This window comes from Amycolatopsis sp. WAC 04169, from assembly GCF_003947535.1.
Taxonomy (GTDB): Bacteria; Actinomycetota; Actinomycetes; order Mycobacteriales; family Pseudonocardiaceae; genus Amycolatopsis; species Amycolatopsis keratiniphila.
The window spans coordinates 379,824-400,467 of sequence record NZ_QHJI01000011.1 but is presented as its reverse complement, the minus strand read 5'-3'; the positions used below and the strand labels follow the sequence as shown (position 1 = coordinate 400,467).

The 20,644-nt window shown below is 69.0% G+C and carries 20 protein-coding genes; 12 read left to right on the top strand and 8 right to left on the bottom strand.

Going from position 1 to position 20,644, the window contains the following annotated elements:
- Positions 1-432: 432 nt before the first annotated feature.
- The 5 genes from DMC61_RS31420 to DMC61_RS31400 all read right to left on the bottom strand — a co-directional run bounded on the left by DMC61_RS31420 (position 433) and on the right by DMC61_RS31400 (position 5,252).
- Positions 433-1,119, bottom strand: coding sequence for a hypothetical protein (locus tag DMC61_RS31420; RefSeq protein WP_063275997.1), 687 nt, complete (start codon positions 1,117-1,119; stop codon positions 433-435).
- Positions 1,120-1,212: 93 nt separating this feature from the next.
- Positions 1,213-2,124, bottom strand: coding sequence for a 3-methyladenine DNA glycosylase (locus DMC61_RS31415; protein ID WP_125693702.1), 912 nt, complete (start codon positions 2,122-2,124; stop codon positions 1,213-1,215).
- On the bottom strand, positions 2,121-3,164 hold the full coding sequence (locus DMC61_RS31410) for a hemolysin family protein (protein WP_016334086.1): 1,044 nt from the start codon (positions 3,162-3,164) through the stop codon (positions 2,121-2,123). Before DMC61_RS31410 ends, DMC61_RS31415 begins: the two co-directional genes overlap by 4 nt.
- A complete protein-coding gene (locus DMC61_RS31405; RefSeq protein ID WP_043848103.1) occupies positions 3,161-4,507 on the bottom strand; it encodes a hemolysin family protein in 1,347 nt (448 codons plus the stop codon). Before DMC61_RS31405 ends, DMC61_RS31410 begins: the two co-directional genes overlap by 4 nt.
- 148 nt (positions 4,508-4,655) lie before the next feature.
- On the bottom strand, positions 4,656-5,252 hold the full coding sequence (locus DMC61_RS31400) for a TetR/AcrR family transcriptional regulator (RefSeq protein WP_016334088.1): 597 nt from the start codon (positions 5,250-5,252) through the stop codon (positions 4,656-4,658).
- Positions 5,253-5,455: 203 nt separating this feature from the next.
- Between DMC61_RS31400 and DMC61_RS31395 the strand changes: the two genes are divergently transcribed.
- Genes DMC61_RS31395 through DMC61_RS31380 form a run of 4 tightly spaced genes read left to right on the top strand, consistent with a single transcriptional unit; the run spans position 5,456 to position 8,570 of the window.
- Positions 5,456-5,854, top strand: coding sequence for a hypothetical protein (locus DMC61_RS31395; RefSeq protein ID WP_016334089.1), 399 nt, complete (start codon positions 5,456-5,458; stop codon positions 5,852-5,854).
- A gap of 2 nt (positions 5,855-5,856) precedes the next feature.
- Positions 5,857-6,483: a DUF3558 domain-containing protein gene (locus DMC61_RS31390; protein ID WP_043848104.1), complete on the top strand. Its 627-nt coding sequence runs from the start codon at positions 5,857-5,859 to the stop codon at positions 6,481-6,483.
- The gene (locus DMC61_RS31385) at positions 6,480-7,814 is read left to right on the top strand and encodes a hypothetical protein (protein WP_125693700.1); all 1,335 of its coding nucleotides are present in this window, start codon (positions 6,480-6,482) and stop codon (positions 7,812-7,814) included. Before DMC61_RS31390 ends, DMC61_RS31385 begins: the two co-directional genes overlap by 4 nt.
- A gap of 24 nt (positions 7,815-7,838) precedes the next feature.
- Positions 7,839-8,570, top strand: a complete 732-nt coding sequence (locus tag DMC61_RS31380) for an ESX secretion-associated protein EspG (protein ID WP_125693742.1) — start codon at positions 7,839-7,841, stop codon at positions 8,568-8,570.
- A gap of 4 nt (positions 8,571-8,574) precedes the next feature.
- Here DMC61_RS31380 and DMC61_RS31375 read toward each other — a convergent pair whose 3' ends face one another.
- Positions 8,575-9,378: a MarR family transcriptional regulator gene (locus DMC61_RS31375; RefSeq protein ID WP_199750146.1), complete on the bottom strand. Its 804-nt coding sequence runs from the start codon at positions 9,376-9,378 to the stop codon at positions 8,575-8,577.
- Positions 9,379-9,585: 207 nt separating this feature from the next.
- On the opposite strand from DMC61_RS31375, the gene pip reads away from it, so the two are divergent.
- On the top strand, positions 9,586-10,491 hold the full coding sequence (pip, locus tag DMC61_RS31370; RefSeq protein WP_233595024.1) for a prolyl aminopeptidase: 906 nt from the start codon (positions 9,586-9,588) through the stop codon (positions 10,489-10,491).
- 45 nt (positions 10,492-10,536) lie between these two features.
- Here the strand turns inward: pip and DMC61_RS31365 are convergent, their stop codons facing one another.
- On the bottom strand, positions 10,537-11,724 hold the full coding sequence (locus DMC61_RS31365; RefSeq protein WP_125693694.1) for a Glu/Leu/Phe/Val dehydrogenase dimerization domain-containing protein: 1,188 nt from the start codon (positions 11,722-11,724) through the stop codon (positions 10,537-10,539).
- 164 nt (positions 11,725-11,888) lie between these two features.
- Here DMC61_RS31365 and DMC61_RS31360 point away from each other — a divergent pair, with 164 nt between their 5' ends.
- The 7 genes from DMC61_RS31360 (at position 11,889) to DMC61_RS31330 (ending at position 19,524) form a co-directional block, all read left to right on the top strand.
- Positions 11,889-12,812, top strand: coding sequence for a LysR family transcriptional regulator (locus tag DMC61_RS31360; protein WP_037337353.1), 924 nt, complete (start codon positions 11,889-11,891; stop codon positions 12,810-12,812).
- Positions 12,813-12,941: 129 nt separating this feature from the next.
- Positions 12,942-14,204: a glutamate-cysteine ligase family protein gene (locus tag DMC61_RS31355; protein WP_125693692.1), complete on the top strand. Its 1,263-nt coding sequence runs from the start codon at positions 12,942-12,944 to the stop codon at positions 14,202-14,204.
- Positions 14,201-15,550 carry an ergothioneine biosynthesis protein EgtB gene (gene egtB / locus DMC61_RS31350; RefSeq protein WP_125693690.1) on the top strand — a complete coding sequence of 450 codons (1,350 nt, stop codon included), beginning with the start codon at positions 14,201-14,203 and terminating at the stop codon, positions 15,548-15,550. Before DMC61_RS31355 ends, egtB begins: the two co-directional genes overlap by 4 nt.
- A 5-nt stretch (positions 15,551-15,555) precedes the next feature.
- Positions 15,556-16,320: an ergothioneine biosynthesis protein EgtC gene (gene egtC, locus DMC61_RS31345; protein WP_125693688.1), complete on the top strand. Its 765-nt coding sequence runs from the start codon at positions 15,556-15,558 to the stop codon at positions 16,318-16,320.
- Entirely contained in the window at positions 16,317-17,294 is a 978-nt protein-coding gene (egtD, locus tag DMC61_RS31340; protein WP_125693686.1) for an L-histidine N(alpha)-methyltransferase, read from the top strand. The genes egtC and egtD overlap by 4 nt, the downstream gene beginning before the upstream one ends.
- A gap of 46 nt (positions 17,295-17,340) precedes the next feature.
- The gene (locus DMC61_RS31335; protein ID WP_072027263.1) at positions 17,341-17,763 is read left to right on the top strand and encodes a nitroreductase family deazaflavin-dependent oxidoreductase; all 423 of its coding nucleotides are present in this window, start codon (positions 17,341-17,343) and stop codon (positions 17,761-17,763) included.
- A gap of 156 nt (positions 17,764-17,919) precedes the next feature.
- Positions 17,920-19,524 carry an alpha/beta hydrolase gene (locus tag DMC61_RS31330; protein ID WP_125693684.1) on the top strand — a complete coding sequence of 535 codons (1,605 nt, stop codon included), beginning with the start codon at positions 17,920-17,922 and terminating at the stop codon, positions 19,522-19,524.
- A gap of 211 nt (positions 19,525-19,735) precedes the next feature.
- Here DMC61_RS31330 and DMC61_RS31325 read toward each other — a convergent pair whose 3' ends face one another.
- Entirely contained in the window at positions 19,736-20,638 is a 903-nt protein-coding gene (locus DMC61_RS31325) for an SDR family oxidoreductase (protein ID WP_125693682.1), read from the bottom strand.
- Positions 20,639-20,644: the final 6 nt, after the last annotated feature.

Sequence of the window (20,644 nt, the reverse complement as noted above, 5' to 3'; positions counted from 1 at the left end):
TCCACTACTACAACCACAACCGTCTACATTCGACAGTCGGCCACCGAACACCCCACGAAACCCGAACCAGCTACAGTCACCAACAAGCCGCGTGAAACCCCGTGTCCGGTATCCGGGGGAAACTCCACACGTGAGCGCGGCGTCCAAACACGCGAGTTACGTCCCTGATCACGCGAGTCCCGCCTTGGCTCTGACCCGGATCGCCACTCCCGACCACCTTTGCCGAACGGCGGCCGTGGCGAAGCCTTCGCCGTGAGTCGTCCGCCCAGACACGCGTGTCGTCCGTCTGATCACGTGTGTCGTCCATCCAGTCACGCAAGACCGCCAGTAGGTATCCAGGGCACGGACGGTTCTGACCGGCCTCACCACTCACGAGGTACGGGAAAGGCCCCTTCCCGAGCGGCGAAGGGGCCTTTCCCGTGGTTCGGGGCCTCAGGTGGCCTTGATACCCGCGGCCGCGAAGTCGGCCTGCTGGGCGGGCTGCTGAAGGTACTGGCGGAACGTCTGCGCGGCGCGCATCTGGACCTCGTCGATGGTCTTGCCGGCGAGCCCGACGAGCGGGTAGTCGGCAGAACGCGCGGTCGCGACCGACTGGGCGGGCGAACCGACCAGTTCGGGCTTCGCGGTGTTCAGCTCGGTCACCCAGTAGGAGGACTCGGGGATCCAGGCGGCGGGAAGGCCGCCGATGGAGTCGAGGTTGGTCCGTCCGACGAGGCCGTCGAGCACGGACGCGGAGGACAGCGCGTCGATCTGGATGACGACGCAGTGGTCGCGGACCACGGTCGCGGCGTTGTTCCACCGCTCGGCCGCCGCGCGGACCGGCTTCTCGATGCTGGGGGTGACGATGACCCGCATCGGGGTGTCGCCGGCGCTGCACGCCTTGGCCTGGGCTTCGGCGCGGGTGTTGAGCTCGCCGTCCGCCCAGTTCCAGCCGAGCACGCCGATCGCGACCAGGACCACGAGGACCAGGCAGGCGATGGGCCACTTGGCGATCCGCCGCCGCGGGGCCTTCTTCCCCACGATCCGGTGCGAACCGGTCGCCTCACCACGACCCTGAGGCCGCTTCGGCGGGTCGAGGGGATGCGGCACCGGCTCCTCGACCGCGCTGTGTCGCCCCATCGTTGTCCTTTCGAAACGTGCGCGCTCGCGCTGCGTATGCAATCAAACCGTTATCACTCTAACAGGGGAGGATGTTACGGGGAATGCGACGACTCACAGTTGTTTTCCGCGTGTCGCGGGAACTTTCCTTAACTCGCTCAGGAGCCGTTGGCAATGCGCTATCAGGTGCTCACGCAGCGGCGCGGCCCGGCGGGCGAAACCGGCCTGCGCGCGGGCGTACGCGGCACGGCCTTCCGGGGTCTCGATCCGCACGGGCGAGTACCCGAACGACGCCAGATCGTACGGGCTGGCCCGCATGTCCAGCTCGCGGATGTCCGCAGCCAGCTCGAAGCAGTCCCCGACCAGCTCGGCGGGGACGAACGGGTCGAGTTTGTACGCCCATTTGAACAGGTCCATGTTGGCGTGCAGGCAGCCCGGCTGCTCGAAGTCGACCTGGTCCTCCCGCGCCGGCCGCAGGGTGTTGAGCGGCCGGGCGGGCTCGGTGAAGAACCGGAACGCGTCGAAATGTCCGCATCGGATCTCCAGCGACTCGACGACGCCGTCGGTCCCGGCCGAACCGAGCCGGAGCGGAAGTTGTGAGTGGCGAACCTCATTCGCCGATTCCCGGTAAACCATTGCCCATTCGTGAAGCCCGAAACAACTGAGTCTCGGAGAACGGGACGCCGTCGCGGAAAGCAGGCGGAGGACGAACTCGGCGGTCTTGGCCCGGCCCTCGGTGAAACCCGCCGGATCGAGCATGACGCCGTCCGGTGTCTCCAGGTAGCCCTTCCGCTCCAGGAACCGGCGCGCGGACGCGCCTTCGAGCACGACACCCGGGCCCGGTTGCCAGCGCTCAAGGTGCCCTGGACGGTGCGAGTAGTAGCTGAAGAGGAAGTCGAGCACCGGATGCTTCTCGCCCCGCGAGCGGCGGCGCTGGTGCGGTGTCGTCCAGCGCCGCATCCGCGTCACGTGCTCGTCCTCCCGAGCCCGCCACACGGGCTCGGGAAGGACGATCAGGCCGGTCATGACATGACGTGGGTGCCGTCGCGGACAGTTCCCACGTATTCCTCGACGAGGTCCTCCAGCGCGACGACGCCGACCGCGGTCCCGGCCGGGCTCAGCGCCCGCGCCAGGTGGCTGCCCTCCTTGCGCATCGCCGACAACGCCTCGTCCAGCCGGGCGTCGGCGTGCAGTTCGGTGAGCGCCCGCGTCTTGTCCGACGGCACCACGGTGGTCGGATCCTCGCCGACGAGGTCGAGGATGTCCTTGACGTGGATGTAGCCGGTCAGCGTCCCGTCGTCGGTGCACACCGGGAAACGGGAGAACCCGGTCGAGGACACCGCGCGCTCGACATCGCCCAGCGTGGGCGAGCAGGGCAGCGTGGTCAGCTGAGCCGTCGGGACCAGCACGTCCGCCACCGTCTTCTCCACCGAGGACAGCGTCTTGCTCAGCCGCTGGTGCTCGGAGTGCTCCAGCAGCCCCTCGCGCCGCGACTCGCTGAGCAGTTCGGCGAGTTCGTCGGAGGTGTAGGCCGTTTCGAGCTCGTCCTTCGGCTCGACCTTGACCACCCGCAGCAGCGAGTTCGCCACGAAGTTCAGCAGCCAGATGAACGGGTTGGCGAGCTTCACCCAGGCCACGTGCACCGGGACCAGCCACAGCGCCAGCCGCTCCGGCTCGGCGATCGCGAGGTTCTTCGGCACCATCTCGCCGATGAGCACGTGCAGGATGGTGATGAACGCCAGCGCGATCGCGAACGAGATCGGGTGCAGCAGCACGTCGGGAATCCCGAGCAGCTCGAAGAACCCGGCCAGCCGGTGCGCGACGGCGGGCTCGCCCAGCCGTCCCAGCAGCAGTGAACAGATGGTGATGCCGAGCTGCGCGCCCGCGAGCATCAGCGAGACGTTCCTGCTCGCGTTGATCACGATCCTGGCGCGGGTCTTTCCCTGCTCCAGCAAGGCTTCCAGCCGGTCACGCCGCGACGAGATCAGCGCGAACTCGGCGCCGACGAAGAACGCGTTGGCCAGCAACAGGACCACGACGAGGAAGATGTTGAACCAGTCGCTCATCGGGCGGGCTCCTGCTCGGCGGAGGTCGCGGTTTCGCTCACGCGGCGGACTTCGACCTCGGCGATGCGGAGACGGTCCATTTTGGTCACCGTGAGCCGCCAGGCGTCGAGATCGGTGGCGTCGCCGGGGGAGGGGATCCGGCCGAGGCGTTCGAGGATCAACCCGGCGATGGTCTCGTAGTCGCCGTCGGGCATCCGGAACCCGGTCTCGTCGGTGACCTCGTCGGCGCGAAGCTGTCCGGACACGAGCCAGTTGTCGGCGCCGACCTGCTGGGAGGAGGGCGCTTCACGCTCGTCGTGCTCGTCGCGGACGTCGCCGATGATCTCCTCGACGACGTCCTCCAAGGTCACCAGACCCGCGGTGCCGCCGTACTCGTCGACGACGATCGCGAGCTGGAACCGGGAATCGCGCAGCCGGTTGAGCAGCGAGTCGCCCGGCAGCGATTCGGGCACCGTCGGGATCGGCCGCATGACCGAACCGATCCGCACCGTGGCGCGCTGGGCGGCCGGGACGGTGAACGCCTGCTTGATGTGCACCGCACCCTGTACGTCGTCGAGATCCTCGGTGTAGACCGGGAAACGCGAAAAGCCCGTGCGACGCGAGATCTCGATGAGGTCGGAGATCGTGTCGTCCACGGTCAGCGATTCGAGCTGGACGCGCGGCGTCATCAGCTCGTCGGCCGTCCGCTCGCCGAAGCGCAGCGACTTGTCCAGCAGTTCGGCCGTCGACGTGTCGAGCGTGCCGCTTTCCGCGCTGGAGCGCACGATCGAGCCGAGTTCCTGCGGCGACCGGGCCGACCGCAGTTCCTCCTGCGGTTCCACGCCGAACTTGCGGACGAGGAAGTTGGCGCTGTTGTTCATCAGGGTGATGAGCCAGCGGAACAACGACGAGAACCGCGAGTGGTAACCCGCGACGGCACGCGCGGTCTCCAGCGGCCGCGCGATCGCGAGGTTCTTCGGCATCATTTCGCCGAGGATCATCGACAGCGACGTGGCCAGGATCAGCGCGACCGCCAGCGAGACGCCGTTCGCTACGCCTTCAGAGAATCCGACGGCGGTGAACAGCGGGTGTAGCAGGTCACCGATCACCGGTTCCGCGAGGTAACCGGTGATCAGGGTGGTGATGGTGATCGCCACCTGGGCGCCGGAGAGCTGGAACGAGAGGGTGCGGTGCGCCTTCTGCACGGTGTGCGCACGTTTGTCGCCGACCTGGCGGACGTTCGCGTCGACCGTGCTGCGCTCGAGCGCGGTGAGGGAGAACTCGGCGGCGACGGCGAGGCCGGTGCCGACGGTCAGCAAGAGGAAAAGGAGAATGCCGAGAACGGCGAGCAGGATTTCCATCATTTCCTGCCGGCGGGAAGAGCCGCGGAACAGCCGGGTGTGCCACCCGGCTCGATACTGTCACCAGGTGACTGCGCGTCGCGCACGAAAAGAGTCACTCCTCGATCGGAATCCACTGACACCGCCGCTGTACTGCGGCGATGGGACAATCTTAACGCGTTCCCCCGGCCGCGTGGGCACGGTGCCGCCGCACGCTCTCCTCGACCAGGTCGAGCACGGGGCCGAGGTCGTCACCCGGCTGGCCCATCGCGAGGTGAGAGACGAGACCTTCGAGAACCAGTTCGAGATACGCGGTCAGGATGTCGACGTCGACGTCGTCACGCAGGATCCCGGCCTCGCGCTGACGCTCCAGACGGCGCCGGGTCGCGGCGGTCAGCTGATGGGACCGCTCGGCCCAGCGGGCACGGAACTCGGGGTCGGTGCGCAGGCGGCGGGAGACCTCCAGCCGCGTGCCGAGCCAGTCGGCGGGGTGTTCGCTGCGGTTCGTCAGCAGCTCGCGCATCACCTGGACGAGACCCTGCTCGGCGACGATGTCGGCCATGCGCACCGCGTCGTCCTCGGCCAAGGCGAGGAAGAGGGACTCCTTGTCACGGAAATGGTGGAAGATCGCACCGCGGGACAGGCCGGTGGCCTCTTCCAGCCGCCGGACGGTGGCACCCTCGTAACCATGGCGTGCGAAGCACACGCGCGAGCCGTCGAGGATCTGGCGCCGGCGTGCGTCGAGGTGATCCTGGCTGACCCGTGGCATCCTGGAATCCTGTCACCGGGAACCCGGTTAATGCAATCCGTACGTACGTACTGTGACCAGTTCGCGGGATGTTCCACCCTCACCGGGAACCGGACGGCTCCGAGACACGTCCGATCACTCGGCCGGATCGGCTGACACGCCGTCCGCCGCTTGGCTACTCTTTGTCCATCACCGTGTGTGAGTGCTGAGGGGAAGGTGCGGGTGTGAACATCATCGGCGACGCCGCGAGCGCGATCAAGGCCGTCTGGGGTGACCTCACCACGCCGAAGGAACCGACCGTTTACGGCGGTGGGGGCGGCGGTGGCGGCGGGTTCGAGATGAGCCCCGAGGAGCTGAAGACCGTCATCGGGCTGTGGCAGGACGAGCTGAAGAAGGTCGTCGACGACGGCGACAAGATCGACATGATCGTCGGTGACCTGATGCCCCCGGGGAAGGATGAGGCCAGCACGAGCTACGTGAACTCCGGGCTCGACTCCTTGTTGTCCCTGCAGAAGCAGAACGAGTCGATGCGGGCCTACATCGAGGGCTACATCGAGAAGCTCGAGATCGCTCGCACGAAGACGATGGCGACCGACCAGGCCAACACCCTGCGCACTACCTGAGGATGCCGAACGTGTTGAGGAATCGCGCCGCGGTGGCGGCGCTCGTGCTCGTTTCCGTCGCGGTCGCGGGCTGCACGGGGGAGACCCCCGGTACAGCAACGCCCACCCCGGGAACGTCGCCGTCGTCGGCTCCGTCGGCCGCGCCGGAGGATCCGAACGTCCCGAAGGTGGCGAATCCGCTGGACGCCTCGGCATTCGTTGGTGACGTCTGCAAGCTGCTTCCGGCCGCCGCGGCCGCGGAACTGGGGTTCACCGCGCCCGGCGAGTCGAAGGGTGAAGGCAGCAATCCCGGTTGTAGCTGGCAGATTCGCGGCAAGGCCGACAGCTTGCTGATCATCCTCGGTAGCGGGAACCGCGAGAAGGGCATGGGCGGCATCGCCGGTCTGCACAAGGCCAAGGAAGCCGGGCAGCTGAGGTTCCTCGAGCCCGGCCCCGAGGTCGACGGTTATCCGACCGTCTACTACGGACTGCAGGACCGGCGAGCGAGTGGCAGCTGCGATCTCGCGGTGGGCGTCGCCGACGATCTGGCGATCAGCACCCTCGCCAAGGGATACGACAACGAACAGGATTCGTGCGGGACCGCGCAGAAACTCGCGTCGGCCGTGATCAAGACACTCAAGGGGGCATGAGGGTGGACGGCAAACAGATCTACGAGAACTTCACCCAGGGCGACACTCGCAACCTGCGCAGCGCGGCCGATCGCGTCGCGGAACTCTCGAACGCCTACGTCGAGCGCGGGATGGCCATCAAGTCCCTGCAGACGCGGATGACGGCGTCCTGGACCGGTTCCGCCGCCGACGCGGCCAACGCCGGTGCCGGTCCGCTCGAGCAGGCCTTCAAGGAGACCGCGGATCCGCTGTTCCAGACCAGGGACTCGGTGACGACGCAGGCCGACAGCTTCGACGATTCGGGCTCGTCCGTCGTCCCCGTGCCGCCGAAGCCGGACAAGCCCAACCCCTGGACCACCGGCCTGAAGGGCGCGATCCCGATCGCCGGGCCGTTCATGGTCAACAACGACATCAAGAACTACCAAGAGGGCGTCGCGAAGCACGAGGCGGCGAACCAGAACAACGTCCGCGTGATGGACCAGTACGACTCGGTCACCAGCAGCACGAGCTCCAGCCTGCCGACCGACTACGGCGTGCTGAAGAACGACGGCGCGAACGTCAGTGTCAAGACCCCCGGCGGTACGCCCCCGGTCATCATCCCACCGGTCATCCCGGTGAAGCCCGGCAGGAACGGCGGCGGGGACGACAACGACGGTACGGACACCAGCGGCACGGACGACAACGGCACCAACCAGAACAGGCCGGGCGGCGACCAGAACCAGAACAGGCCGGGTACCAACGAGGACCGTCCGGTGCCTCCCCGGGACAGGCCCGACACCAACATCACGAACCCGCCGCGGAGGCCGGGGGGTACCGGGGACGACGACACCACGCGGCCGTCCGGCGGTGGCAAGGGCAAGCCGGGCCCGACGACCGATATCCCGGGCAGGACTCCTGGACGTGGTCCCGGCGGAGACTCGGACAACGTCATCGGCCTGCCGAACGGCCCCGGCCAGAACTACAACCCCAACGCCCCGGGCCAGAATCCGCCGGGAACCAGCGGTGGTCGCAACGTGCCCCCGTCCAACAGCGCCGCGGGCAGGCTGCTCGGTGGCGAGGGCGGCACCGGCGGCAAGGCCGGCGCTCCCGGTTCCGGCGGTCTCGGCTCGGGCAGGGGCTCCGGTATGGGCGGCATCGGCGGCCTGGGCGGTGCCGACCACCTGGCCGGTGGCCGTGGCGGCGCCGGTCGTGGCGGCGCGGGTGCGATGGGCGGCCCGATGGGAGCCGGTGGCAGGCGCGCGGACGGCGACGAGGACGACGAGCACCAGCGTCCCGACTACCTGATCGAGGCCGACCCGGACGCGATCTTCGGCACCGACCAGCGGACCAGCCCGCCGGTCATCGGCGAGTAGCGGATGACCGTGAGAACAGGCCGGGTGGACGTCCCGGTCGAAGCCCTGGCGGCGCTCGCCGAACGCGAACGCGTCGGCGAGCTGCACATCACGCTGCGTCCCGAACCGCGCTGGCTGTCCAGGACGGCCCGCGCGGAGGCGGACAAGCGAGTGGAAGCGGCACTGGCACAGGCCGGGTTGCTGGATTCGAGCGGCCGCGCGTCGGTCGACTTCCTGGACTGGCTTCCGGTGCTCACGAAACCGGCCATCGAGTACTACGGCTGGGTGAACACCGGAGGCCAGACCTACGGCGTCCTCGCCGCCTCGCTGGGGCTGCAGGCGGTCCTGGCGGTGGCGTCCGGCGACTGGGTCGGGCTGCAGGAGATCGATCGGCGACGGTTGCCCGAGACACTGATCGAGCAGCTGCCGCCCGTCCCGGCGGGCGGCGGCAGGCTGCGCACGGTCCGCGCGTACGAGCTCGAAGAAGCGGCTCGCCGCGGCCCGGACACGCATTCGCTGCCGCCGGTGATCGCGGACATCGTCAGCCTCGTGCAGCGGCCGGTCGAGGGGAGTGGCGAGCTCTACGTCGGCAAGCGGGACGAAGTCGGCAGGCATGTGGCCGCCGAGGATCCGCTCCACTTCGCCGACACCGACTGGGGCCGGTACCTCAGCTACACGACCGGCCACGGCAACGACGCCGTCGTCCACATCGGACCCGCCGGCCCGGCGGAGCTGGTAGACGCGCTTCGGCACGTCTCCAGCACCTTGGCCGGCTAGGCCGTCACCAGGGATACACCGCTCGGAGCGCGGCCGAGATCGGTTCGAGGTCGGCGACGACCCACTGGAGTTCGTGGGCGCTCAGGGCGTCGTAGGGCGTCTCCGCGAGCCGGTCGGTCATGGCCTCGACGCGTTCCTTCGTGGCGCGGCCGTCGGCGGTGAGCCAGCCGTCCGTCCCGATGAGACCGCGGTCGCGCATACCGTCGACGACCGCGGTCAACCGGTCGGCGGGGAGGTGCCAGACCCGGCCGAACTTGTTCGCGGGGACGCCGGTCGACAGGGCGTGGAGCACGTGGGACTCGGTGCCGCCGATGCCCTCGGCCAGCAAGGCGACGGTGTGGCCGTCGCCGCGGTGTTCGCGCAGGAGGGTGGCGGCGTGCCACAGCCTGGCCACGGGCTCCTGCGGGACCGGAAGGGTGCGAAGGGCGGCGTAGAGGGCACGTCCCTCCACCCGCGCGCTGGTCGCCGCTTTCATCAGGAGATCACCTGCTCGGGTGACTTCGGGGGCGTCGGCGAGCTCGCCGAGGATCCGCCGTATCCCCGCGACGCAGCCCCGTTCGCGGGCGGCCAGTGCCGCCTCGGGGGTGGTCAGGTCCCAGACCTTCGGGATGTGGCGGGCCACCTCGCCGGGGGCGAAGTTGTAGAAGATCGCATGGATCACCTCGGCGGGCACTGACCGGCCGAACGGCGCGGCCCGGCCCGCGAAGTAGGCGTCCCACTGGTTGCGCAGGCCGAGCGCGATCAGCGCCTCGTCCGACTCGTCGGCGAAGTAGGGCACCAGGCCGATGGGCTCGACCAGGTCGTACATGCGGCGGGCGTGTGCCATCTCATCCCCTGAGGTTCGTGGCGGCACCCCTCGTGGGAGCCACTCATCTTGTCCACGAACGTCCAGGGCCGGAACAGACACTCGGACCACATCCCGCTATTGTGACAGCGCTGTTGTATTTCTGGCGGGGTCTGGGAGGACGAGAACGTGACACGGCTGTATCCGGAAATCGAACCGTACGACCACGGGATGCTCGACGTCGGCGACGGGCACCTCGTGTACTGGGAGGTCTGTGGTAATCCCGACGGCAAACCCGCCGTCACGCTGCACGGTGGCCCCGGGACCGGCTGCAGCACCGGCCTTCGCCGGTATTTCGACCCGGCCAAGTACCGCGTCGTGCTGTTCGACCAGCGGGGCTGCGGCCGGAGCACCCCGCACGCGGGGGAGACCGAGGCCGACCTCTCCGCCAACACCACCGACCATCTGATCGCCGACATGGAACGGCTTCGCGAGCACCTGGGCATCGAGAAGTGGCTGCTCTTCGGCGGTTCCTGGGGATCGGTACTCGCTCTGGTCTACGCCGAGCGCCATCCGGACCGGGTCTCGGAGATGGTCCTGATGGGCTTGGCGACCGGACGGCGGAGCGAGACCGACCTGCTCACCCGCGGCCTCGGCGGCGTCTTCCCCGAGGCATGGGCGAAGTTCCGTGACGGCGTTCCCGAAGAGGATCGCGACGGTGACCTGGCGGCGGCTTACCTGAAGTTGCTGATGGACCCTGATCCCGCGGTGCACCAGAAGGCGGCGGCCGACTGGTGCGCCTGGGAGGACGCGATCATCCCGACCTCCCCGCCGTACAAGAGTTTCGAAAGTCCGGAGTTCCGGCTCGCCTTCGCCCGGCTGGTCACGCACTACTGGAGCCAAGGGTCCTTTTTGGACGAAGGCGTGGTCCTGCGGGAGGCCGGGAAACTGGCCCACATCCCGGCGGTGCTCGCCGAAGGAAGTCTCGACCTGAGCAACCTCATCGGTACGCCGTGGGAGCTGGCGCACGCGTGGCCCGGCAGCGAACTGGTGATCATCGACGAGGTCGGCCACAGCACCCAGGACGAGCCGATGCGCGAAGTCCTCATCGGCGCGACAGACCGCTTCGCCTCCTGAACGAGTGTGAAGGCCCCTTCGCGGGAGGGGCCTTCACACTCGTTGTCAGGGGATGACCAGTGCAGGTGCGGTTTCCGGGGTGGCGGCGTCCGAACGGGTGGTTTCGGCCAGTCGCAATCCCGTGGTGCGGGGTGCGATCCGGTCGAGGTTCCACGAGCTCAGCAGCAGGGCCACCTTCGCCCGCATCTCGGTCCGCAGGCGCAGGAACGAATCGGCGGGATCGGCGCCGACCTCGCCGAGCAGGAGCCACCAGGCCCACGCGGCCGCGCCGGCGTTCGCGACGAAGTCCGGGATCACCGGGATGCCGCGGGCCGCCAGCCCCGCTTCCGCGTCGGGTGTGGTCGCCGCGTTGGCCGCTTCGATGACGACCTTCGCCTTGACGACGCCCTGGTTCCCGGCGCGCAACGCGTAGGAGATCGCCGCCGGGACGAGGATGTCCGCTTCGGTCGCCACGATCTCGTCGCGGGGGAGCAGCCGCACGTCGGCGGGGAGCCGGCTGCGGTCGACCTCGCCGTAGGAGTCGCGTAGTTCCAGCAGCGCCGGGATGTCGAGGCCTTCGGGCCGGTACAGCGTGCCGGCCGCGTCGGCGACCGCGACGACCTTCATCCCGGCTTCGTGCAGGTACCAGGCCGCGCCGCCGCCCATCGTGCCGATGCCCTGGATGGCGACCGTGGTCTCGTCGGCGGCCCATTCCCACGCGTCGGCGACACCGAGGCAGGCCTGCGCGACGCCGTAGCCGCCGATCACGTCGCCGAGCAGGAGCCCGCCGGGGACCGGTGTGTTCAGCCCGGCCTGTACGCGGCGAAGGGTGTGCGCCGGATCGGCCGAACGACGGATCGCGGCGTGGTACGACTGCTCCAGCCCGAGCTTCGCGAACACCTCGTCGATCAGGTGCTGTGGCACGCCGAGGTCTTCGGCGGTCACCCAGTGGTTGTCGATCCACGGCCGCAGGAACGAGCAGAACCGTTCCAGCACACCGAAAGCACGCTCGTCCTTCGGATCGAAGTCGATACCGCCCTTGGCCCCGCCCACCGGCAGGCCGAAGGTCGCGGTCTTGTTCGCCATCCCCCTCGCCAGGTCTTCGACCTCGGTCATCGTGCAGCCCGCGCGCATCCGGGTCCCGCCGGTCGCGATGCCGGAGACCAGGCTGTGCACTACGAGGTAGCCGGTGGCACCGGTGACGGGGTCGGTCCAGACGAGCCTCATCAGCGGTTCGGCGTTCCTCGCGGCCATGCGGCCACCTCCTTCGTGGATTCGGGGTCGTTCCTGCGCCACTTCCGAGGGTGCGCCCACGCCGGCGCGCGCGTCCATTTACCGAATCTGAACGATGATGTGCAGAGAAACTGGTGTAACGCGTCACCGGGCGTCCGCGACCGCACCCGATTACGTTTGGGGCCATGGAGCTTTCGTTGCACCGCCTGCGGATGCTCCGCGAGCTGAGCAGGCGCGGCACCGTCACGGCGGCCGCCGCTTCGCTGCATTACACCGCTTCGGCGGTATCGCAGCAGCTGGCTCAGCTGGAGCGGGACGTGGGCGCGAAGCTGTTCGAACGATTCGGCAGACGGGTGCAGCTGACCGAACTGGGGTTACTGCTCACCGAGCACGCCGAGGAGATCCTGGGATCGGTCGAACGGGCGACACTGGCCTTGGAGGAGGCACAGGAAACCGTTTCGGTCCGCCTCATGGCCGGAGTGTGGGCGTCGGTCGCCTCCGGTCTGCTGCCGCACGCGCTGGCCGCGCTCGCTGGTGAGCATCCGGGCATCCAAGTCCGGACCCGTGAACTGGCTCCCGAGGACACCGCCGACGCCGTCCGTGACGGCGAGCTGGACCTGTCGTTCGTCCTCGACTATTCCGACGCGCCGATGCCGTGGGACGCGGGCCTGGAGCGCGCGGTGATCGCGGTCGAACGGCTGCACGCCGCCGTACCCGCCGGTGCGGTGCCCGCCGGGAGTGCTTCCCTGCTCGAACTGGGTGAGCATCCCTGGATCCTCGCCAGCCCGAAGAGTCATTTCGGTCGCGCGGTGCGCACGGCTTGTCACCGGCACGGATTCGAACCCAAGATCAATCACGAGGTCGAGGAGCAGTCGACGGCGATGGCGATGGTCAGGGCCGGGCTCGGGGTGACCCTCGTTTCCGACCTCGGGCTCGGGCTGCGGCCGCCGGGGATCGACGTCGTCGCGTTGACCACACCCTTGCTCCGGACGGTTTCGATCGCCTACCGGACGACCTCGTCACGGCGGCCGGCGCTGCAGCTGGTGATCGAGGCGGTGCGGAACGCGGCGGCGGCACTGGGCCTGGGCACGGAGCCCGCTTTGCCCTGATCGTCCCGTCCCGGACGGTGGTCCGGGAATCCTGCCCGGCAAGAACCGGACTGATTTTGTCGGACCTCGCGTGTAGCGTCCGAAGTCAAGGTATCTCAGTTATCGGACAACCGACTGGACTGCGGAAAGATGACTACTGTTCATGATTTCCCCGAGAAGTCCGGGAGCGCGTCGAACGCGACGGCGAAGGTCCTGTCGGACCGCGCCGAAGGCGAGGCGTATGTGGCTTCCGTGTGCTTCAAACACGGGCCGCCGAGACTGCTCGGCGTAGAGCTGGAATTCACCGTGCACTACGCCGACGACCCCGCCCGGCCCCTCGACCCCGACGATCTCGCCACCGCGCTCGGCCCGCACACGCCGCGGACACTGCGCCCCGACAGTCCCGCCCTCCCGCTTCCGGCAGGTTCACCGCTGAGCCTCGAGCCCGGATGCCAGGTGGAGATCTCCGCTCATCCACAGACCACGCTGCGCCACCTGGACGCCGTAGTCTCGGCCGATCTGGCCCACCTCGAAAGTCTTCTCGCCGCACGAGGCCTGTACCTGGGGGACACCGGGATAGACAGGTATCGCGCGCCCGCCCGCAAGCTGGGCACCCCTCGCTACGCCGCCATGGAACGCCGCTTCGCCCCGATGGGCGCCGGCGGCGCGACGATGATGTGCAGCACCGCGGGCCTGCAGGTCTGTGTGGACGCCGGCGAGGCGCACGACCTGGCCGTCCGCTGGGCCGCCGTGCACGCGCTCGGCCCGCCGCTGCTCGCCACCTTCGCCAATTCCCGGATCCACGCCGGACGCGACACCGGCCACGCGTCCGCGCGCTGGCTCGCCGTCATGGAGACGGAAAAGGCCCGCACCCGGTCGGCGGAACCGGGCGAGGATCCGGCCGCCGAGTGGGCGGACAGGATCCTGGACACCCCGCTGATGGTGCTTCCGGGCTCCGACGGCCGCTGGGACGCGCCCGATTCCCTGACCTTCGCCGACTGGATCGAAGGACGGGGAGAGGGCGCCGGGCTCGGCAAGCCGACCGAGGAAGACCTGGCCTATCACCTGACGACGTTCTTCACCCCGGTCCGTCCACAGGGGTACCTGGAGATCCGCTACCTGGACGCCCAACCCGCCGCCAGGTGGCTTCATCCGGTGGCCCTGCTGGCCGCACTGCTCGCGCGTCCGTCCACAGTGGACAAGGTGCTCGAACTGTGCGAACCGGTCATGGGCAGATGGGAGTGCGCGGCCCGGTTCGGCCTCGCCGACCGGGCGATCGCCGACGTCGCGGGCAAGGTGGTGGACCTCGGCTGTGCCGAACTGGGCACGACCGGTCTGCCACCGGAGACCATCACCGAGATCAGCGAGGGCGTGCTGTCCCTCGTAAGCGGTTCGAGGAGCCACCAGTCATGAGCGTGGAAAGCACCGAGACCAACCCGCTTCGCGCGCTGAGCCCGCAAGACCTGCGGGCCCACGCGGCCGAGGCGCTCACCAGGGCCCGTGAGCGCAGTGTCGCGCTGACGAGCGTCGACGACGAAGACCTGGTCCGCCAGCATTCGAAACTGATGTCGCCGCTGGTCTGGGACCTCGCGCACATCGGCAGCCAGGAGGAGCTCTGGCTGGTACGCGACGTCGGCGGCCGCGAGGCGCTCCGGCCCGACATCGACGACATCTACGACGCGTTCCAGCACGCCCGCGCGGATCGCCCGGCGCTGCCGCTGCTGGGCCCGGAGGAAGCGCGCAAGTACGTCCGCGAGGTCAGGGAGAAATCCTTCGACATCCTGGAAACCGTTCCACTGCAAGGCAGGCGGCTCACCGAGGACGCCTTCGCCTTCGGCATGATCACCCAGCACGAGCAGCAGCACGACGAGACGATGCTGGCCACCCACCAGTTGCGCAAGGGCGATCCGGTGCTGCACGCGCCCGCCCCGCCGCCGTCGCGGTCCGGGCCGCTGCCCGCGGAGGTGTTCGTGCCCGGCGGTGCCTTCACCATGGGCACTTCCGCCGAGCCGTGGGCGCTGGACAACGAGCGTCCGGCGCACGAGGTCGCGGTGGAGGCGTTCTTCATCGACACCACGCCGGTCACCTGCGGGGCGTACGCCGAGTTCCTCGATTCCGGCGGTTACGAAGATCCGAAGTGGTGGAGCGAGCGCGGCTGGGCGTATCGCAGCGAGCACGGCATCGACGCGCCGCGGTTCTGGAAACGGGAGCAGGACGGCTGGTGGCGGACGCGGTTCGGCGTCTACGAGAAGGTGCCCGCGGCGGAACCCGTGGTCCACGTTTCCTTCCACGAGGCCGAGGCGTACGCCGCCTGGGCGGGCCGTCGCCTGCCGACGGAGCCGGAATGGGAGAAGGCCGCCCGGTTCGACCCGGCGACCGGCCGGTCGCGCCGGTTCCCCTGGGGCGACGAGGAACCGACCCCCGACCACGCCAACCTCGGGCAGCGGCATCTGCGGCCCGCGGAGGTCGGCGCGTACCCGGCGGGTGTTTCGCCGCTGGGAGTCCACCAGTTGATCGGCGACGTCTGGGAGTGGACCAGCAGCGGGTTCGAGGCGTACCCGGGATTCGCCGCGTTCCCGTACAAGGAGTACTCGGAGGTCTTCTTCGGCGGCGACTACCGGATCCTGCGCGGTGGCTCGTTCGGTACGGACGCGGCGGCCATCCGCGGCACGTTCCGCAACTGGGATCACCCGATCCGGCGGCAGATCTTCTCCGGGTTCCGCTGTGCCCGGGACGCGCGGCCGAGCGAGGTGGCCTGAGCGGCATGTGCCGTCACGTCGCGTATCTCGGCGAGCCACGTTCGCCCGCCGAGACGCTCTTCCACGCCCCTCATTCGCTGCTCGTGCAGTCGTACGCCCCCCGTGACATGCGGGGCGGCGGCTCCGTCAACGCGGACGGGTACGGCCTCGGCTGGTACGCCGAAGGCCCCGAGCCGCTGCGGCTGCGCCGGTCCGCTCCCTTGTGGACGGACGGGGATCTGCCCGCCCTCGCCGGATCGGTCCGCTCGCACGCCTTCCTGGCGGCGGTCCGGAACGGTACGACGGGGATGCCCGTGGTCGAGGCGGCGAACGCGCCGTTCACCGGCGGCGGCTACCTCTTCAGCCACAACGGGCTGGTGCGGGGCTGGCCGGACTCGATGGCCGAGCTCGCCGCGAAGCTGCCGATCACCCGGCTGCTGACCCTGGAGGCGACCACGGATTCGGTGCTGCTGTGGGCTTTGCTGCGTGAACGGCTCGATGCGGGCGAAGACCCGCTCGCGGCCGTCACCTGGCTGACCGGAGCGGTCGAGGAGGCGGGGCCGGGTTCGCGGCTCAACCTCCTGCTGACCGACGGCCGGACGCTCATCGGTACCGCGTGGACGCATTCCCTGTCCTATCGGGACACCGGAGACGGTGTGCTCGTCGCGTCGGAACCGTGCGACGACGATCCCGGATGGACCCCCGTTCCCGACCGCCACGCCGTCCGGGTCACCGGCGCGGGCGTGGAGATCCTGCCCCTCGAAGCCGATCGGAGCCCTGAGGCACGATGACCGAACTCGACCTCGACGTACACCACAGCGAATCGGATATCACCGAGCAGCTGCGCGCGGACGTCCGCACCGGCCTGGAGGCGGACCAGAAGTGGTTGTCGCCCAAATGGTTCTACGACGCGCGCGGCAGCGAGCTGTTCGAGAAGATCACCGCCCTTCCCGAGTACTACCCGACCCGGAGCGAGCGGGAGGTGCTCGCCGCGCGCGGTGGCGAGATCGCCGCGAGCTCGGGCGCGCACACCCTCGTCGAACTCGGCTCCGGATCGAGCGAGAAGACGAGGCTCCTGCTCGACGCGCTCACGAGTCACGGCACGCTGAAGGAGTTCGTCCCGCTGGACGTCTCCGAAACCGCGCTCGCCGAGGCGGCGGAAGCCATCACCGCCGACTACCCGTCCCTCGAGGTCCGCGGCGTGGTCGGCGACTTCACCCAGCACCTCGACCTGCTGCCGGGTGACCGGCCGCGGATGGTGGTCTTCCTCGGCGGCACGATTGGGAACTTCCTCCCCGCGGACCGCACCGCGTTCCTGCGCTCGGTCCGGGAGGTGCTCGACGAAGGGGAGTGGTTCCTTCTCGGGACGGATCTGGTGAAGGACCGGGAAACCCTGGAGCGCGCGTACGACGACGCGGCCGGGGTGACCGCCGAGTTCAACCGCAACATGCTCCACGTGATCAACAACGGCCTCGGCGCGAACTTCGACCCGGCCGCGTTCGACCACGTCTCGTATTGGGACGAAGAGAACGAATGGATCGAAATGCGCCTGCGTGCGCGTGAGCCGCAGACCGTCGACATCCCGGGCGCCGACCTGCGGGTGAAGTTCGCCGAGGGGGAATACGTGCGCACCGAGATCTCCGCGAAGTTCCGGCGGGAGGGAATCGCCGCGGAACTGGCCGAAGCCGGTTTCTCCGTGGAGAAATGGTGGACGGACTCGGAATCGCGGTTCGGGGTGAGCCTGGCAAGATCTGTCCGTGGCTAACCCTCTCACGTCGCTCGCCCGCGTACTCGGCACCAAACCGTGGCTGATGGGGCTCGCGGGCGGGATCATCTGGGTGGACAAGAGACTCCACCGGCTGTTCAAGGGGAAGGTGAGCCTGGTCGCGCTGGCCGGGCTCCCTTCCCTGCGGCTGACCACGACCGGGCGGAAGAGCGGGCTGCCGCGCGCTACCAATCTCCTGTACTTCCCGCACGGGGAGGATTTCGTGCTCGTCGGCTCCAATTGGGGGAAGCCGAACGATCCGGCGTGGACACACAACCTGCGCTCGAATCCCGAGGCGGTCGTCGCGCTGGCCGGCAAGGAGATCCCGGTCAGGGCCAGGGAACTGCTCGGTGACGAGTACGAAGCGATGTGGAAACTGCTGCTGGAGTTCTGGCCCGGTTACTCCATGGAGGCCGACGCCGCTCGCCGTGTGTTACCGATTTTCGAGTTGAAGACAACCACTCGATAGGTTCGTACCATCCTTTCGGCCGGTGACTGGGTTACCGGCCTGTGCGAGGCTCCTTTGGTGTTACGCGCCGTGACGTCGGCGGCGCATCGTGCGACGTGGTCCGTCACGTCGCCAGCCGAGGGAGGAGTCGTTTTGCCGAGATCCACAAGGAGGCCGGTGCGCGGTTTCGCACTGGTAGGGGCACTCGTGGCCGGCGCCGCGCTGACCGGGGCGTCCGGGACGGCGGTCGCCGCCCAGGAAGCCGGGCCGCCCGCCGCCCAGGTCGGTGCGACGGCGCCGGTGAACTGGGGTGCCTGCACGGCGGACCAGCTCCGCGGTGTTCCGGCCGATCAGGTGAAGTTCTACAGCTGTGCGCGGTATCGCGTGCCGATCGACCACGACAACGCGGCGCTCGGCACGATCGACATCGCGATGCTGAAGCGGGCGGCGAAGACGCCCGACAAGAAGGTCGGTTCGCTGTTCCTGAACCCGGGAGGTCCGGGCGGCTCCGGGTTCCGGATGCCGATCGGCGCGGTGAACTACTTCCAGCCGCAGGTGCTGGACCGGTTCGACCTGATCGGGTTCGACCCGCGCGGCGTCGGGGCCAGCAACCCGCTCAAATGCTTCACCACGCAGGAGGACGCGGACGACGTCTTCGCCGCGCAGATCCCCGTGCCGCTGTCGCGGCAGGAGATCTCCGGGACGCTGGCCTCGTACCGCGACTACGGCCAGTTCTGCAAGAACAACGCGGGCGCGCTGCTGAACCACATGTCCACCAAGGACGTCGTGCGTGACCTCGACAAGATGCGGGCGGCCGTCGGCGACCAGAAGCTGACCTTCGTCGGCTTCTCGTACGGAACCCTGATCGGGTCGACGTACACGTCGATGTTCCCGAAGCAGAGCCGGGCGATCGTCATCGACGGCAACGTCGATCCGGCGCTGCGCACCAGCGACGGCGTGCAGTACGACCGCGAGCGCGCTCGCGGGTTCGAGATCGCGCTGGACGCCTTCCTGCGCAAGTGCGCGCAGGTCGGGCCGAAGTGCTCGTTCAGCGCGGGCACGCCGCGGGACAAGTTCGACGAGATCCGCGACCGCCTGCGCCAGCAGCCGATCAAGCTGCCGGACGGGAGCAGCTACGACATCAACGCGTTCACCAGCACGGTGGCCGGGGTGCTGTACTCGCCGACGTCGTTCCCGCCGCTGGCCGACGACCTGCAGGCGCTGTACAACGTCGTCCACCCGCCCGCTGCGCAGACTCAGGCGGCTCAGGCCGTCGAGCTGAAGGTGCTGCGGTCCGGGGCGAACGGGCGCGCGGACGCGGACCCGGACAGCCCGTACACCGGCGACGACTCGTACTTCGCCGTGAACTGCTCGGACAAGAAGATCACGATCAAGCAGGAGAAGGTTCCGGAGATCGCCGCGAAGTGGGAGAAGGAATCGCCCACTTTCGGTCGCTACCAGGCGTTCTCGGACGTGGCGGGCTGCCCGGTGTGGCCGGTGAAGAAGCCGGACGTCTACCGCGGTCCGTGGCAGGCCAAGACCGACACCCCGGTCCTGGTCGTCGGCAACTACTACGACCCGGCGACCCAGTACCTGTTCTCGAAGCGGATGGCCGACCAGCTGGGCAACGCCCGGCTGCTCTCGGTCGACGCCTTCGGGCACTGCATCCTGGGCGACTCGCTCGGGGTGGACAAGGTGACGGCCGACTACCTGATCGATCTGAAGGTCCCGGCCAACGGCCAGGTCTTCCAGCCGAACGTCCAGCCGTTCGAAACCGCCTGATCCAGGGCTGAAGAACACGAAGGCCACCGTCTCGGCGGTGGCCTTCGTGGCGTCCGGGGACCGGTCCCGAACTCTCGGCCCTAGGGTTCCGGACGGGGAGGGCCGGATCGGCCCCTGGGCGAACCCCACGTCCAGGAGATCCGGGTGGGTAACCAGGGCACCGGCTTCGGCTTGGTCGCGGCCGCCGGTGCGCCTGGCTCATCCATCGGCCTCAGACGTTGATGCTCGCGTAGGCGCCGGCTTCGATGTCCTCGGCCAGGCTCGGTCCGTACGGGGTCCACTTCAGGAGTTCGCGGGTGCGTGCGCTGGACGCGGACATGTCCAGCGCGAAGAACCGGCCGACGAACCCGAAGTGCTCGGCGGCGTTCTCCGGTGCCACGGACACCACCGGGACGTCGAGCGTCCGTCCGATGGATCCGGCGATCTCCTTCGTGGTGACGGCTTCTTCCGCGACCGCGTGGAGCAGCGAGCCGGTGGGTGCGCCTTCCAGTCCCAGCCGGACGAGCCGGGCCGCGTCGGTGCGGTGCACGGCGGCCCACGCCGCGCTGCCGGCGCCGAGGTAGCCGGAAACGCCATGCTTGCGGGCGGCCGCGACGAGGGCGGCGATGAAACCGTGGTCGCCCACGCCGTGCACGGACGGCGCGAAACGGACACTGATCACCCGCATGCCCTTTTCGGCGTACTCGAGCGCGAGGTTCTCGGCGCCGCCACGGTGGGAGCCGGGGCCGACGGCGGGGGAGAGGTCGGTCTCGGTGGCGGGGCGTCCGGTGGCCAGGGTCGAGAGGCCCGCGGCGAGAACGAAGGCTCGCCCGGTACCGGTCAAGGCATCGGCGAAGGTCTGGACGGCCGCCCGTTCGGCCCGGTCGGATTCCGCCGGGTTGGCCCAGTCGTGCTTGTTCGCCAGGTGGATGACGGCGTCGGCCGCCTCGGCGCCGTCGCGGAGGCCGTCGAGATCGTCCAGGTCGCCGCGGCGGACCCGGACGCCCTTCCGCTCCAGCGCGGCGGCTGAGGCGTCGGATCTGGCGAGGCCGGTGACCTCGTGCCCGGCGTCGAGCAGTTCGTCCACGACGGCCGAGCCGATCCAGCCGGTCGCCCCGGTGACGAATACGTGCATGGGAAT

Bases quoted from the DNA above. Each gene is read 5' to 3' on its own strand.
- DMC61_RS31365 (WP_125693694.1), bottom strand. From the start codon at position 11,724: ATGGCCGCGAGGAACGCCGAACCGCTGATGAGGCTCGTCTGGACCGAC.
- DMC61_RS31405 (WP_043848103.1), bottom strand. From the start codon at position 4,507: ATGATGGAAATCCTGCTCGCCGTTCTCGGCATTCTCCTTTTCCTCTTG.
- DMC61_RS31355 (WP_125693692.1), top strand. From the start codon at position 12,942: ATGACTACTGTTCATGATTTCCCCGAGAAGTCCGGGAGCGCGTCGAAC.
- DMC61_RS31360 (WP_037337353.1), top strand. From the start codon at position 11,889: ATGGAGCTTTCGTTGCACCGCCTGCGGATGCTCCGCGAGCTGAGCAGG.
- egtB (WP_125693690.1), top strand. From the start codon at position 14,201: ATGAGCGTGGAAAGCACCGAGACCAACCCGCTTCGCGCGCTGAGCCCG.
- DMC61_RS31385 (WP_125693700.1), top strand. From the start codon at position 6,480: ATGAGGGTGGACGGCAAACAGATCTACGAGAACTTCACCCAGGGCGAC.
- DMC61_RS31400 (WP_016334088.1), bottom strand. From the start codon at position 5,252: ATGCCACGGGTCAGCCAGGATCACCTCGACGCACGCCGGCGCCAGATC.
- pip (WP_233595024.1), top strand. From the start codon at position 9,586: ATGCTCGACGTCGGCGACGGGCACCTCGTGTACTGGGAGGTCTGTGGT.
- DMC61_RS31415 (WP_125693702.1), bottom strand. From the start codon at position 2,124: ATGACCGGCCTGATCGTCCTTCCCGAGCCCGTGTGGCGGGCTCGGGAG.
- DMC61_RS31335 (WP_072027263.1), top strand. From the start codon at position 17,341: ATGGGGCTCGCGGGCGGGATCATCTGGGTGGACAAGAGACTCCACCGG.
- egtD (WP_125693686.1), top strand. From the start codon at position 16,317: ATGACCGAACTCGACCTCGACGTACACCACAGCGAATCGGATATCACC.
- DMC61_RS31410 (WP_016334086.1), bottom strand. From the start codon at position 3,164: ATGAGCGACTGGTTCAACATCTTCCTCGTCGTGGTCCTGTTGCTGGCC.
- egtC (WP_125693688.1), top strand. From the start codon at position 15,556: ATGTGCCGTCACGTCGCGTATCTCGGCGAGCCACGTTCGCCCGCCGAG.
- DMC61_RS31325 (WP_125693682.1), bottom strand. From the start codon at position 20,638: ATGCACGTATTCGTCACCGGGGCGACCGGCTGGATCGGCTCGGCCGTC.
- DMC61_RS31375 (WP_199750146.1), bottom strand. From the start codon at position 9,378: ATGTACGACCTGGTCGAGCCCATCGGCCTGGTGCCCTACTTCGCCGAC.
- DMC61_RS31420 (WP_063275997.1), bottom strand. From the start codon at position 1,119: ATGGGGCGACACAGCGCGGTCGAGGAGCCGGTGCCGCATCCCCTCGAC.
- DMC61_RS31390 (WP_043848104.1), top strand. From the start codon at position 5,857: ATGCCGAACGTGTTGAGGAATCGCGCCGCGGTGGCGGCGCTCGTGCTC.